This is a genomic window from Flavobacterium sp. UBA4197, from assembly GCF_002379575.1.
Classification (GTDB): domain Bacteria; phylum Bacteroidota; class Bacteroidia; order Flavobacteriales; family Flavobacteriaceae; genus Flavobacterium; species Flavobacterium inviolabile.
In genome coordinates, this window is sequence record NZ_DFUB01000005.1 from 180,893 (window position 1) to 194,531 (window position 13,639).

The window sequence follows — 13,639 nt, forward strand, 5'->3', positions numbered from 1 at the left end:
ATTCCCGGTTAAAACGGCAATGCCGGTGTCTGTTTAATATGCCTCTACAGTAGCGGAAAAATTTATTGCAGGCCTCTCCGTAGCAAAATAACCGTGTTTGTTAGTATTCCACACAGATTTACAACGCAGCATAATAAAAAAAGGGAGCCTACCGGCTCCCTTTTTCTTAATATTCCAGATTTCTTATTTTTTGATAATTAAGAATTCACTTCTTCTGTTTGCTGCGTGTTCTGCTTCGGTACAGTTTTCTTTACAGTCTGTTTTTGGCTCGCTCTCACCATATCCTTTTCCGGAGATTCTGTTTGCTGCGATACCTTTTGAAATAACATACTGAACTGTCGCTTTGGCTCTTCGGTCTGATAACCTCATATTGTAGTGGTCATTTCCTCTGTTGTCTGTATGCGACTTCACCATGATAACCATTTGCGTATTGTTTTGCATCACCTGTACCAATTTATCCAGTTCAAAAGCACCTTCCTGAGTAATGTTGCTCTTATTGAATTCAAAGTTGATGTCTTTCAATACGATTTCTTTTTCCGTTACAATAACGTCAATAGGGTTCAACTTCGCATCGATTTTTTGTTCGCCGCCTTTTTGTTTTGTTACCACAAAAGTATTGCTCTCAAATCCGTCTTTTGCCACCTGTAACGTATATACCTTGTCACATTCCACATGATAGGCCACTTCTCCATTGGCAGCAGTTACCTCGTTTCCGATGATATTTTTCTTCTCATCCAGGATTGCTACTTTGGCACCCGAAAGAATAGCCCCGGTCCTGGCATCACTCACCACGGCAATGACAGCAACATCACAGTTTGGTGTTGCCTGATAGATATTGTCTTCCCCGGTACGGTTACTGGAAAAGAATCCGATGTTTTTAGACTGGTTAAACGTGAAAGCAAAATCGTCTTTTTCACTGTTGATCGGTTTGGCCAGGTTTACCGCTTCGGTTCCTTTGTTCAGGTTGATCATAAACACATCCAATCCGCCCAGACCAGATCTGCCGTTGGATACAAAATACAATACTGCATTATCTTCTGTAATAAACGGAAACGATTCATCGCCTTCGGTATTTACCTTCTTTCCTAAGTTTTCCGGCGTACCGTAGCTTCCGTCTTTGTTTACCGCTACTTTCCAGATATCAATTCCTCCGACAGATCCCGGCATGTTCGATGAAAAGTACAAGGTAGTTCCGTCTTTACTGATACTCGGATTGCTGGTAGAATATTGGTTACTGTTAAATGGCAATGCCGTTACATTCCCCCATTTATTGCCGTCTTTAGTTGCTTTGAACAGGTTAACCTGCCCCATTTTCAGTTTTTTGGCTTTGTCTTTTTCAAAGCTGTTTTCCTTAAAGCTCTCACTGGCAAAATACATGGTGTTCCCATCACCCGTAATCGTTACCGGACCATCGTGGTATTTACTGTTAATTTCATCCAGGGCTACGGCATCGGTAATGGTTCCGTCTGCATTATAGCTGGCACGGTAAATATCCAAGAAAGGCTCATCATTCCATTTGTATGTTTTTCTGGCAGTATTACGCGCACTGGTAAAATAAAAACTGTTCTCCGATAAAAACGCTCCAAAGTCGGATTTATCACTGTTGATGTCCAATGATTTTACTGTGTACATCTTTTGTTTGTTCAGCAATTTTGGCAGGTAATCCGGGTTTTCTTTTAAGGCTTTCGCTCTTAAATCGTTTGGAGCCATACCGGCAAACTGCTGCATTTGTTTGTTGGCTTCATCATATTTGCCATTGGCTTTCAGCATCTGTGCATAACGGAAATATGTTTCTGCATCCTGTTTCTTTTCAGAGATTGCTTTGGCATACCATTTTGCCGATTCGGCTGTATTGAATACGTTATAGTACGCATCGCCCAGTTGTTTATACACATAGGCATCAGCTTTACCTTTATCGACTAATTTCAGGTATTCTGCTGCGGCAGAAACATACTCAAAGCGATTGAATTGTTTGTCGGCTTTAGCTGTCGCGGAATTTTGTGCATTCATCGTTGCACCCGCGATAACCAGGCTTAATGTAATATATAGATTCTTCATGTTTCCGGTGGTTTTTTAGATTAGAAATAACGTGGTGAACGCGATACTTTTTTCGGGAAGTTCAGGTCAAACAACAGCATTACTTCGTGGGAAGCCGGTGTTGTTACTTTTAAATCCGATACGATACGGTCATAAGCATATCCGATACGTACACTTGGGCTAATCGCATAGTTAACCATTCCGCCAAAGGAATCTTCTAATCTGTAGGTTGCTCCTATCTCGAATTTATCAAAGAATAGCATGTTCGCCGAAACATCCAGGGATGTTGGTACTTTAAAAGCCGATTTCAACATAAACGACGGTTTGAATTTGGTATTTTCCGATAATTCAAATACATATCCTCCCGTTAAGAAGTAATGGCTTACTTCACTTCCGAATTTTCGGCCGTCAAAATCAAGGTGTTTGGATTTTAGCATATTCGGTACCGAAAAGGCTACATAATACTTATTGGTATAGTAGAAAAATCCGGATCCGACGTTAAAATACGTTTTACTGATATCCTGTCCGAAAGCCGGGTCATCTGCATCCGGCAGCGTATGGTAAATATCGCTGTACAATCCTACCTTATGGAAGGTTGCTCCGGCTTTAAGTCCTAAAGCCAGTCGGTGTTCGCCTCCTAAATTCAGCGTATAAGAGAAATCCCCGTATACGTTATTTTCCGTTACCGGACCAATTTTATCGGAAATCACAGACAGTCCCAGTCCTACGTTTTTGCCTGTCGGGCTGTGTACAAAGAAGGTTCCTGTGGTTGGTGCATCTTCAATATCAACCCATTGCTTGCGGTATAAAAGTCCAAAAGACAGGTTTTCTTTCGAACCGGCATAGGCCGGATTTATCACGTTCATATTATACATATACTGAGTATAATGCGGGTCTTGCTGGGCTTGGACATCCATCAGCGCCATAAGGGCAATCAGGGCTGTCAGGTATATTTTCTTCATGGGTAACTTTATCGTTTTATGTTTTAAGCTGCTTACGGCCTGTAACTGCCGTAAGCATTGCTGTTTGTTCTTGATTAGCTTCTTTCTCTGTTAATGTAAATCCATCCTGTTTTTGAAGGCTGGCCGTCAAATTCAATTACATAATAGTAGGTTGCAGATGGCAGCTCGTCTCCTTTATCGGATTGTCCGTACCATTGGTTGCTATAGTTGGCATAACTGTACACTTTTGTTCCATAGCGGTTAAAGATTGTCAGGTGTTTTACATTTAATCCCACTAAATCAAAGAAATCATTTTTGTTATCATTATTCGGTGAAATACCTTTCTGGATCGCGCAGAATGTGCTTAAAACGACTACATTTCCTGTTTCGGTACATCCTTCCAGTGTTGTAACCGTTAGCGTAAATGTCATTGGAAATACCGGAGCAGCAACAGCGTTCAATACTTCTGTTACATTTAAAGTCGCTTCGTTTGTTCCCACAACATTCCCCTGGCTGTTTTTCCAAACATAGTCCACATTACTGGCATTATAGGAACCGGCGTTTGGCGTAGCTTCTACAATATAATTTCCGTTAACACAGTTATCATTCAGGGTAAAATCAATTTTAGTTACCGTAACGGCTAAGGTTACCGGTGCGGCACATTGTCCTGCATTTGGGGTAAACACATAGTTACCGTTAGCAGTATTGTCAATCACTGCCGGATTCCAGCTTCCTGTGATGCCGTTTGGCGATGTTGTGGCTAAAGCCGGTGCCGTAGCTCCGTGACATAAGGTTAAAGCCGTTGTAAAATCAGGGGTAATGCTATTTGTAACCGTTACCGCCAAGGTTACCGGTACAGCACACTGACCTGCATTGGGCGTGAACACATAGTTACCGCTGGTAGTATTGCTAATCACTGCCGGATTCCAGGTACCGGTCACTCCGTTTGGTGAAGTTGCCGCTAAAGCCGGTGCAGTTGTTCCGTTACACAGAATTAAAGTCGTAGCAAAATCAGGTGTAGTGTTATTCGTTACCGTAACGGCCAGCGTTACCGGTACAGCACACTGACCTGCATTGGGCGTGAACACATAGTTACCATTGGCAGTATTGCTGATCACTGCCGGATTCCACGTTCCTGCAATTCCGTTTGGTGATGTGGTTGCCAAAGCCGGTGCCGTTGCTCCGTTACATAACGCTAAAGTCGTTGCAAAGTTTGGTGTAGTGTTATTTGTTACCGTAACGGCTAACGTTACCGGTACAGCACACTGACCTGCATTGGGCGTAAACACATAATTGCCACTGGTCGTATTGTTAATCACTGCCGGGTTCCAGCTTCCTGTGATACCGTTTGGTGATGTAGTTGCCAAAGCCGGTGCAGTTGCTCCGTTACAAAAAGATAAAGTGGTTGCAAAGTTTGGTGTAATGCTATTGGCTACCGTTACCGCTAAAGTTACCGGTACAGCACACTGACCTGCATTGGGCGTAAACACATAATTTCCACTGGTCGTATTGTTAATCACTGCCGGGTTCCAGGTTCCTGTGATACCGTTTGGTGATGTGGTTGCCAGAGTTGGCGCTGTTGCTCCGTTACACAAAGCTAAAGTCGTTGCAAAGTTTGGTGTAGTACCATTCGTTACGGTTACTGCTAAGGTTACCGGTACGGCACACTGACCTGCATTAGGCGTGAATACATAATTACCGCTGGTGGTATTGTTAATCACTGCCGGGTTCCAGGTTCCCGTGATTCCGTTTGGTGACGTAGTCGCTAAAGTAGGTGCGGTTGCTCCGTTACATAACGCTAAAGTCGTTGCAAAATTAGGGGTTGTACTGTTCGAAATCGTTAGATTGATTGTATCGCTTATGGTAGCACCACAACTGTTTGTCGCCGTTAATGTCAGGACAATTACTCCGGTTGCTGTCGGACTGATCGTATAGGTGGTTGTCAGGGCTGCTGGCGTTCCAAAAGTACCACTTGCAGCAGACCATTGTACCGATTGCTGTCCCTGAGCGGTTCCGCTTAAATTAATCGTAGCTCCTGCACAGGCTGTCATGGTCTGAGGGCCGCCGTCTACCGTGAATGGCGGTACCGGTGCGGCACAACCGTTGTTAATATAGGTCGCAACGCCGGCAGATGTAAACAATACCGTCGCACCGTCTGCTGCTCCGGGAACACCGTCGGTATCAATCAGTAACGCTCTGTTATAGGTAACCGTATCCACACAGCTGTTAAAAGACATGGTAAGGGTTCGGGAACCGGAACCGAAATTAGCGAAATGCCCTGCAACAGTAGAAGGGTTATTCTGAAATATAATATAAAACGTTTCCGTTAGGGCGCCAAAAGAGTTTAAGGCGGTATCCATGTTAAAACTCGTTACCAGAATTACCCGGGCATTAGCCGGAAGCACACCGCCTGTAGGTTCCAATAACTGTCCGCAACCGCCGGCTGCAACAATATCGGCATTTAACTGTGCTACTTTATTTGCAGTAACCGTATTTTTAATCAGTCCTCTCCAGGTATTGTTCGGCCAGCTTACGACTAAGTTATTCGTGTTAATGCTGGCGGTTCCCACTTTAAACCGGACCATTTCATTGAGACCTTCATCTACCCCACAGGCATCTACCAGGATACTTTCAATCTCGAAACATTGCGAAAATGCCTGTTGCTGGGACAACAGTGAAAAAAGGAGCAGAAAGCAAATTTGTTTTAACGTAGTTTTTAATTTCATTTGATAAAATTTAATTGTGAAAAGGGAAGCTCACCGGGCATGCCTGCTTTTAACAAGTGCTAAAATTCCTTTTTATATTAAAATAGCACACACCTCAAGGCTGCATTCCTGGTTTTTACCGGCTGCTCTTTTCTTTTTTAATTACATATTTAATTGAGAGTTTTCGAAAAAAAATCGTCTAAAAAGTGTTCTTTTCTAGACGATGCACTGAATATTATTTTAATTTTATTGTTACGCTTTAACCGGAAATCAGTTTTAAATCCTCTGCTGCTGCCAGCACTACTCCCCTCTGTCACAAAACACTTATTTTCAAAGTATTGTAAAAAATATTCTAAAAACAAACAGGTCATTTTTGTAATGGATTTAGAAACGTCATTCATCATAAAAATTTAGCCTGTGAAAAGTTGCTAAATTAAGTGAATTGATCCTTTTTCGTATTTATCAAATCATTATCATAAGGTATAATTACTGTATCTTTTCCGGCAAATGTATATTAATTTCAAGAATATCAGAATTTTCACATCATAATTTTTGGATTATTAACATTTCGGCCTGTCGTCATAACTTTACTTTTGGCGATACCATAAGTCTGCTTTTCCGGCAGCAGCAACGCTCACAGTCCTTTTGGGGTATTTTAGCTACAGATGGCTATTTAATTGTTAAAGTTTATATCTTAGCACAGCAAACCCATTGGTAATCAAACCGATCCCTTTAAATTTTATTACAGATGCTGAAAAAACATTCCGTACTTCTTGGTTTCTCTGTTTCCATATTGCTGCTAATCATTGCCACGCTGAATTATCCCGGCGGTTCCCAGTTTGATAAAACGGCCATTGGCTACAGCTGGACGAACAACTACATCAGCGACCTGTTCGGAGAAAAAGCGTTGATTGGCCTGCCCAATGCGGGTCGTTTTTGGGCTATGGGCGGAATGATTTTCCTGTCGGTAAGCTGTTCGTTGTTTTTTGCCGGGTTTTCAAAAAGAATCCCGAAAAAGGGCGCCGCCAATGTGATCCGGTATTTTGGAATTACCGGTATGCTGTTTACCTTTTTAATCGCGACCCCGCTGCACGATATCATGGTTACCATTGCCAGTACTATCTTCCTGGTAAGTGTATTTTATATTACCGTTTTTGTTTTTATGTCAAAGCTGCATTTGTTTAAAGTGCTGTGTGCGTTGTACCTCCTCTTTTTTTACAGTACACTTTACATTCACGGCTCCGGGAATTTGCGGGAATATTTACCAACCGGCCAGAAAATACTGTTTGCCGCAACCCTGCTTTTAATCTTAGGACTGCATTATTTTACAAAGGCGGAAGATTTTGAACCTCAGCTTAAAACCGACACATTAGTTTAAAGACTAAACAGCAGCCATAATCCATAGAAATATTGTAAATTTAGTACTTCTAAAATTGTCACAGACAAACAAATAGCAAGTCACTAATTAAAAAATATTTATTATGGCAAACAAAGAGCAGTCGGCTAAAACAGCTGAATTCTTAGGTAAAATTGTTTCTTTCAGACAATCGTTAAAATTAATTCATTGGTCGGTTACCGGAAAAGGGAGTTATGAAACCCACATCTCTTTAGACCAGGCGATCGATACCTTAACCGGTGTTACAGACAGGCTGGTTGAAACCAGTTTCGCTCTGTTGGGTACCCTTGATATCGTGATACCGGAAACCCACCGCCCTAAAGTATATATCCCGTACATCGAAGATTTTTATCAATATGTTGAAACAAATCGTTCCGTATTTAAGGAGTCTTTTTCACAATCCATTGTTGATGATTTCCAGGAGGCCGTTATCCAGTTGTTATTCCGACTGAAACGCCTGGAGTAATTGTCCGGATGAAAAATTCCTATCAGCAGAAAAAAATTAAAGGCAACTATATTTTAACCGGATGAATATCCAAGTATATAGTTGCCTTTAAAATAAGGATCAATTTGTAAATCAATTATTTTGCAGGTCTCATTTTTTTAATTTTTATAGCCTTGTCTGTTTTTAAATCCTGAAATTTTAAATTTAATTTTTCCCGATTTATTTCTTTTTCTATCCATCCTGTTTCATCAGCAAAAGCCAGTCTATCCCTATCAATTTCATCAAAAATCACTTTTTCTTCCTCAGTTGTCAGGTATAATTCTTCTTTATTTTCATCTTTAAATTTTATCATATCTGCCCATTTCATAAGCATTGTATGCGTATTTATGACCGTTCCATACTTAAAAACAACCATACCCTTATATAGTAAAGGTATTACAGCGTTTTCTTTCAATAATGCTGCAGAAAGTCCGGTATATCTTGATAATAAATTGTAAATTTTATCGGTATACCCACCAAATGTTCTTTCTTTTAATAAATTGTCAATCGAGTTCAGGATACTATGTTTATAAAAATCAGTGATAATGATATTCGGAGCTTTTTCACTTAAAATAACATCAAACTCCTTTCTCCATCTTGGTATTACATACTCACGATCCTCAGTTATAGTGATTTTTGGCTGATCCGGTAACGTTTCCATATCCATTTCAAGAACGAGCATTTTGATTTTATTCCGACTTAAAATCTCCATATTATCCTGAAACTTCAATTTTAAAAGTTCTAAAAGACTGTCTTCATTAATGGCTTCTCCCTTATGCTCCAATACCACTTCCTCAATTACCGTTTTTATTTTCCGGTCATAATTATTCGTTTCATTTCCTGCCATTAGCAGCTCGGCCAGTACCGCAAACATAAGTCCCAACATTAAATACATTCCGTAAATTGTAAAAAGCATTACAATATTTACAAGCAAACTACCATTTGAATCGATCAATGAAAGAAAAAGGCATCCATAAGAGCCTGCTACCCATAAACCCAAAGATTGTTTCATCTCCCGTTTACCGTATTTAATTAAGGGTATAGCAAAAGAGACACAAACAGGAACAACAAACCAAATGTTCAACCCTGTCTTTATCAGGTCATTATTCATCGTTAAAAATGCAAACAGTCCGATAAAGGTTGCCAGCATAAAAGTTAAAGCGGTAATATAGAATTGCCTCCAAAAAGTCGAATTACTTTCAAAATCTTTTAGAAATAACGGTACTGCCAAAGCAAAACCTCCCAAACCGGCAACAATCTGTACAATACTCTGAATATCCGTCTTATTTACAGCGAAATCAACTTTTAAACAGAATATCAGAAACAGAACAAGACTGACCGTAATGGCCGAAGAAGCGTTACCGCTCCTGGAAGCACTCTCAGATACCTTAAAATTTCTTTTACTTCCAGATGGTAGCCGGTTATGATTCCTTTCCTCATTATTGAATGGGTAGAATGACATGAGAATTTTTATTTGGTGATGCGCAATAGTAAATGTACGCAATTTACCATTAAACAAAATCCACTCTCTTTAAAAAATCACAAATCGTCATATATTCATTAATTTACTGGTATTCAAAAAGTAACCGGTTCATAAATCTGATTTGACTATCTCCATTACAATGGGGTGTATCAGGCATATCTTTATACTATCCCGGTCATTTTTAAGGCACGATCACCTGTCCGGTTCCTGCTCCGAACAGGCTTTTGCGGAAGCCTGCTTCCAAAGCTTTCATTGTAGTAGGTATCTCACCCGGAAAGAACGGGAAATATTGCGGTGAGTTTTCAATAACGGTTGGGCTTACAGCATTGATGCGGATACCGTTTTCCAATTCAATGGCGGCAGCGCGAACAAAGGCTTCAACCGCTCCGTTAGCCGCAGAAGCATTGGCAAAATTGCGTTGAGGTTCTTTTGTTAAAGCCCCGGTTATAAGGGTAAAAGAGCCTTTGGGATTGATATAATGCTGTCCGATCAGTACCAGGTTTACCTGCCCCATCAGTTTTCCTTCTATTCCTTTCCGGAATTCTTTATCGGTCAGCCGGTTCCAGGGACCTACAAACGTTGGTCCGGCCGTGCAGATAAGGGCATCGAAAGCACCAGCTTCCCGGTACATCTTTTCAATAGCAGCGACATCGGTGATATCGGTTGGAATAGCACCGCTATTGGTATTGACGGTAATAATGTCATGTTCTTCCTGAAAAGCTTCGGTAAGGTATTTCCCCATGGTACCCGACGCACCTACGATAATAATTTTCATATTTTATATATTAAGTTATACTTGTTTCCTGCCCACAAACCGGATGACAGCACCCTTACCAATGTGGTAAAGCCCTTCTTCCAGCATTATTTCCTGTTCTTCCAGTATGGTTATGGCACAATGCTCAAAATCCTTTTGTATTTCGTCCGTAGAAAACAGCATACCCGCTTCTTTGGGTCCGCCTACTTTCGGATTGCTGCGCACAAGCTCCAGGTGGTTTTTACTGAATGCTTCCAAAATTATCGTTCCGCCCGGCTTGAGCCATTCCAGTAGTTTTTGATGCAATGCCGACTTTTTTGCTGCCGAAAAATGAGCATAGATAAGGGCAATCACATCGAACGATTCTTTTTCATAATGCAGCACTTCCAGACCGCCAACGTGATAATTAAGGGATACACCGCATTCTGCGGCAAGCTGCAAGGCTTTGTTTTTTGCTTCCACACTCAGATCAAGCGAGGTAACCTGCCACCCGGATTGGGCAGCAAATACTCCGTTACGTCCCTCACCATCGGCCGGCAGCAGGATATTTCCGGGCGTTAATTGAGCGAGCTGCTCTTTAAAAAAAAGGTTGGGATTTTTGCCATAGGCATATTCCGGATCTTGGTACCTGCTGTTCCAGAATGTTCTGTATTCGTCATCAAATGATTCGTTCATTGCCGGTCGTTTTAAAATTGTTCGATTATCATTTTCCGGCTTAATCCCATCCCGACAGCTGTTCCCGTTGCTACGGCATTGGCCACTGTCCGCATACGGGAAGCATTATCCCCGCAGGCATAAATACCGCTGACGGTTGTTTCCAGTGAAGCATCGGTTTTCAGATAGCCTTCTTCCGTTAATTCGCATCCCAGCATTTCCGGTATGCCGCAATGCTGTTCAAACGGACTCCGGATATACAGCACATCGACTGCTTTCCTTGAATGGTCTGCAAATACCACATTTTGTACCTGACCGTTAGTATGCTCCAATGCCGCAAGTTCCTTTTCTTCAATGCTGATGCCGTGTTGTGCAAGCTTGTCCCGTTGTATTCCGGTAAATGTTGCCGCTCCGTTTGTAAATACGGTCAGCTCTTTTGTCCAGTTGGCAATGAGCTTTGCCTGTTCGAAGGCCACTTCCCCATTCCCGATTATGCCCGTTTTCCGGTTTCGTACTTCATATCCGTGGCAGTAGGGACAATGCAGTACCGATATGCCCCAGCTTTCGGCTATTCCTTTAATCGCTGGTAATACATCCCGAATACCGGTTGCAAAAATCAACTGGCTGCCCTGCCATATTTCCCCGGATTCCATTTGTATGCTGAAACCGTTTGCCGTCTTCTCCCCGCTTACCGCTTTACCGGCAACAAATGAAACGGTATCGTACACTGCCACCTGCTGTTTTGCTATTGCTGCAATTTCTTTCGGGGTTTGTCCGTCCTGTGTCAGGAAATTATGGGAATGCGGCGTTTGCCGGTTACATGGCAAACCGCTGTCGATCACCAAAACATTTTTCAGGGCTCTGCCCAACGCCATCGCTGCGGCTAATCCGGAATAGCTTCCGCCTATGATGATCACATCAAAAACACTGTTCTTTTTCATCGTATTATTTTTTAAGTCAACATGTATGTTTACTGGCAATGCCATAGCTGCAAAAGCAAATCCGCTTTTTTGCAGGAAAGTCCGTCGTGAAAACACCGCCATCCGTTTTTAAGTGTTCTTCTTTCCGGATGCGATCCGGCCGATGATAAAATCCACCAGCGGTATACCCAGAAAAACAATCCAGGGAACCAGAATTATCGTCAGGATGAGTGTTCTCTGGTACAAAGGCAAACCGGCCATTGCGCCGCTAAACAGGTACAGAAATAAGGTGATGGACGGGTAAATGACTATCCAGATTTTTAAGGCAGTCTGGAACCGGACTTTTGTTTTCATATCGCATTACTTTTGTCTGAAACATTTTCTGTGACAAAGGTATCCTGATTGAAAAGTGCTGTTATAGGATAAAAATGAAGTTGTATAGGACTTATTTAAAATGCTGCCGGAAAGCATCCGGTGTGTAACCGGTTTGTTTTTTAAAGAAACGGATAAAATAGGATACATCCTCATATCCCAATTCCCAGGCGATCTGGTGGATCAAACCGGAAGTTGCCAGCAAGTTTCGTCTGGCTTCCAGGATAATATAATCGTTGATCACTTCCGAGCAGGTTTTGTTCTGCGTCACTTTCGTAATCCCATTCAGCTGATAGGCTGTAAGGTTAAGTTTTCCGGCATAATACGAAACCTGTTTCTGTTCCGCAATGTGAACGGCAAGCAGTTCCTGCAGTTCTTCAAACCGTTCCTGCTGGTATTCGCTGCCCTCGTTTGCGGATTTTTGAGGATTTTTGCTTTGCCGCAGCAATTCAATAAAAAAGATATCCAGATTGGATCGTATGACTGCTTCATAACGTTCTTCTTTTTTATGGTATTCTTCTAAAATATTGGCAAGGACCGCCAGTAGTTTTGTAAAGCTGCCGGCAGTAACCGAGCAGTAATTTTTCGCGCTGACTTTTCTTAAAACCTGGCTGGCCGATTTTTCAAGCGGTACATAAAAGTCCGGAGTAAATCCGATTAAATAACCCGAACTTCCGCTTTTTAAAACCAGCTGATGCACCTGTCCCGGACGCATAAAGAAAACCGTTTGTTTCCCGATCGGATAGTCTACAAAGTCAATACTGTGCATGCCTTCTCCTTTTTCAAGAACCAGGATATAAAAGAAACTATGGCGGTGAAGTTCCTGCACCATATCGCTGCCGGACAACAATGTGGCAACATCCCGAATGTTGAAACCTTCGGAAAAATGCGGTTCATTGATCACGGCACCAAGATGTCTGACAGGAATGTTCTTCACTTTTTATAGTTTATGCTTAAGACCAAATGTAATGATTTCATCAATAATGGGCAGTAATTCCTTTCCCAAAGGTGTTAAGGTATATTCCACCCGCGGCGGAATTTCCGGATAGGCCTTTTTGCTGACGATTCCTTTTTCGCACAGGTATTTCAGCTGATTGATCAGCATTTTCTCGCTGATTCCAACAATACAGCGCTTTAGTTCTCCATAGCGGATGGTTCTGGAATTGATCTGAAAGATAATCAGCATTGTCCATTTTCCACCGATGATCTCGAGCGTTTTTCGCAACGGACAGTTTTCATCCGAAATATTTATTTCCATTTTATACTATTGATAATCAGCATTTTTTTACTTTTGGTAAGTACCCTACTTTTTTGTAAGTACTTGTCCAGATGAAAGCAAATATAGAAATTTGTCCGGTATTGTTAACCCCTAAAAATATATCTTATGTCAAAAAATGTAACAATTGTCCGGTCTTATTTTACTGCGGTTTCAAAAGGCGATTTTGATACTGTAGGCGCGTTGCTGTCGGACGATGTGGTGTGGCACCAGCCCGGAAAAGGCATACAGTCCGGAACATACAACGGTAAAGCCGAGCTGTTTGCACATCTTGGAAATTTTGCCAAATGGAGCAACGGTACTTTTGCCATAGATCATGTGGACTATCTTGCAGACAATGGCGAACTGGTTACGGCGGCGATTCACTTTAAGGCTGAGAAAAACGGGCAATCCCTTGCCATGAAAGGTGTTGATCTATTGCGGATTGAAGGTGATGTCATTAAAGAAGTCTGGTTGTTTTCTGAAAGAATTGAAGAAGAAGATGCTTTCTGGAACAGTGCTTCCGCCAGCTAATCCGGATAACCTGTAGAAACAGAAGACCGGTATTGCTAAAGCGATAGTTCCTGAAATTAAAAAAGCCTTCAAAGAAATACTTTGAAGGCTTTTTATATACTACG

General features: G+C 41.7%; 13 protein-coding genes. 3 read left to right on the top strand and 10 right to left on the bottom strand.

Annotated features, from left to right (window positions below; genetic code table 11):
• Positions 1–183: 183 nt before the first annotated feature.
• From B3394_RS02485 to B3394_RS02495, 3 genes are all read right to left on the bottom strand, one after another.
• Positions 184–2,058 carry an OmpA family protein gene (locus tag B3394_RS02485; protein WP_286912671.1) on the bottom strand — a complete coding sequence of 625 codons (1,875 nt, stop codon included), beginning with the start codon at positions 2,056–2,058 and terminating at the stop codon, positions 184–186.
• A 20-nt stretch (positions 2,059–2,078) separates the two neighbouring features.
• Positions 2,079–2,999, bottom strand: coding sequence for a PorP/SprF family type IX secretion system membrane protein (locus B3394_RS02490; RefSeq protein WP_273247142.1), 921 nt, complete (start codon positions 2,997–2,999; stop codon positions 2,079–2,081).
• Positions 3,000–3,073: 74 nt separating this feature from the next.
• Entirely contained in the window at positions 3,074–5,704 is a 2,631-nt protein-coding gene (locus B3394_RS02495; protein WP_286912680.1) for a gliding motility-associated C-terminal domain-containing protein, read from the bottom strand.
• A 727-nt stretch (positions 5,705–6,431) separates the two neighbouring features.
• Between B3394_RS02495 and B3394_RS02500 the strand changes: the two genes are divergently transcribed.
• Together B3394_RS02500 and B3394_RS02505 are read left to right on the top strand one after the other, a co-directional pair.
• Complete coding sequence (locus B3394_RS02500) at positions 6,432–7,061, top strand: hypothetical protein (protein ID WP_286912682.1); 630 nt, start codon at positions 6,432–6,434, stop codon at positions 7,059–7,061.
• A gap of 103 nt (positions 7,062–7,164) precedes the next feature.
• Entirely contained in the window at positions 7,165–7,545 is a 381-nt protein-coding gene (locus B3394_RS02505) for a hypothetical protein (protein ID WP_177735225.1), read from the top strand.
• A gap of 115 nt (positions 7,546–7,660) precedes the next feature.
• Here the strand turns inward: B3394_RS02505 and B3394_RS02510 are convergent, their stop codons facing one another.
• The 7 genes from B3394_RS02510 to B3394_RS02540 all read right to left on the bottom strand — a co-directional run bounded on the left by B3394_RS02510 (position 7,661) and on the right by B3394_RS02540 (position 13,004).
• Positions 7,661–9,025, bottom strand: a complete 1,365-nt coding sequence (locus B3394_RS02510) for a hypothetical protein (protein WP_286912690.1) — start codon at positions 9,023–9,025, stop codon at positions 7,661–7,663.
• 202 nt (positions 9,026–9,227) lie between these two features.
• Positions 9,228–9,821, bottom strand: coding sequence for a short chain dehydrogenase (locus B3394_RS02515; protein ID WP_286912693.1), 594 nt, complete (start codon positions 9,819–9,821; stop codon positions 9,228–9,230).
• A gap of 15 nt (positions 9,822–9,836) precedes the next feature.
• The gene (locus tag B3394_RS02520) at positions 9,837–10,475 is read right to left on the bottom strand and encodes a class I SAM-dependent methyltransferase (protein WP_286912695.1); all 639 of its coding nucleotides are present in this window, start codon (positions 10,473–10,475) and stop codon (positions 9,837–9,839) included.
• Positions 10,476–10,486: 11 nt separating this feature from the next.
• Complete coding sequence (locus B3394_RS02525; RefSeq protein ID WP_286912700.1) at positions 10,487–11,395, bottom strand: NAD(P)/FAD-dependent oxidoreductase; 909 nt, start codon at positions 11,393–11,395, stop codon at positions 10,487–10,489.
• A gap of 108 nt (positions 11,396–11,503) precedes the next feature.
• On the bottom strand, positions 11,504–11,728 hold the full coding sequence (locus B3394_RS02530; protein ID WP_286912703.1) for a hypothetical protein: 225 nt from the start codon (positions 11,726–11,728) through the stop codon (positions 11,504–11,506).
• A gap of 91 nt (positions 11,729–11,819) precedes the next feature.
• A complete protein-coding gene (locus B3394_RS02535) occupies positions 11,820–12,683 on the bottom strand; it encodes an AraC family transcriptional regulator (RefSeq protein WP_286912705.1) in 864 nt (287 codons plus the stop codon).
• 3 nt (positions 12,684–12,686) lie between these two features.
• Positions 12,687–13,004 carry a winged helix-turn-helix transcriptional regulator gene (locus tag B3394_RS02540; RefSeq protein ID WP_177735240.1) on the bottom strand — a complete coding sequence of 106 codons (318 nt, stop codon included), beginning with the start codon at positions 13,002–13,004 and terminating at the stop codon, positions 12,687–12,689.
• Positions 13,005–13,130: 126 nt separating this feature from the next.
• Between B3394_RS02540 and B3394_RS02545 the strand changes: the two genes are divergently transcribed.
• On the top strand, positions 13,131–13,535 hold the full coding sequence (locus B3394_RS02545; RefSeq protein WP_286912709.1) for a nuclear transport factor 2 family protein: 405 nt from the start codon (positions 13,131–13,133) through the stop codon (positions 13,533–13,535).
• Positions 13,536–13,639: the final 104 nt, after the last annotated feature.

Coding starts and splice junctions, on each gene's coding strand:
- B3394_RS02485 (WP_286912671.1), bottom strand. CDS start 2,058: ATGAAGAATCTATATATTACATTAAGCCTGGTTATCGCGGGTGCAACG.
- B3394_RS02490 (WP_273247142.1), bottom strand. CDS start 2,999: ATGAAGAAAATATACCTGACAGCCCTGATTGCCCTTATGGCGCTGATG.
- B3394_RS02495 (WP_286912680.1), bottom strand. CDS start 5,704: ATGAAATTAAAAACTACGTTAAAACAAATTTGCTTTCTGCTCCTTTTT.
- B3394_RS02500 (WP_286912682.1), top strand. CDS start 6,432: ATGCTGAAAAAACATTCCGTACTTCTTGGTTTCTCTGTTTCCATATTG.
- B3394_RS02505 (WP_177735225.1), top strand. CDS start 7,165: ATGGCAAACAAAGAGCAGTCGGCTAAAACAGCTGAATTCTTAGGTAAA.
- B3394_RS02510 (WP_286912690.1), bottom strand. CDS start 9,025: ATGTCATTCTACCCATTCAATAATGAGGAAAGGAATCATAACCGGCTA.
- B3394_RS02515 (WP_286912693.1), bottom strand. CDS start 9,821: ATGAAAATTATTATCGTAGGTGCGTCGGGTACCATGGGGAAATACCTT.
- B3394_RS02520 (WP_286912695.1), bottom strand. CDS start 10,475: ATGAACGAATCATTTGATGACGAATACAGAACATTCTGGAACAGCAGG.
- B3394_RS02525 (WP_286912700.1), bottom strand. CDS start 11,395: ATGAAAAAGAACAGTGTTTTTGATGTGATCATCATAGGCGGAAGCTAT.
- B3394_RS02530 (WP_286912703.1), bottom strand. CDS start 11,728: ATGAAAACAAAAGTCCGGTTCCAGACTGCCTTAAAAATCTGGATAGTC.
- B3394_RS02540 (WP_177735240.1), bottom strand. CDS start 13,004: ATGGAAATAAATATTTCGGATGAAAACTGTCCGTTGCGAAAAACGCTC.
- B3394_RS02545 (WP_286912709.1), top strand. CDS start 13,131: ATGTCAAAAAATGTAACAATTGTCCGGTCTTATTTTACTGCGGTTTCA.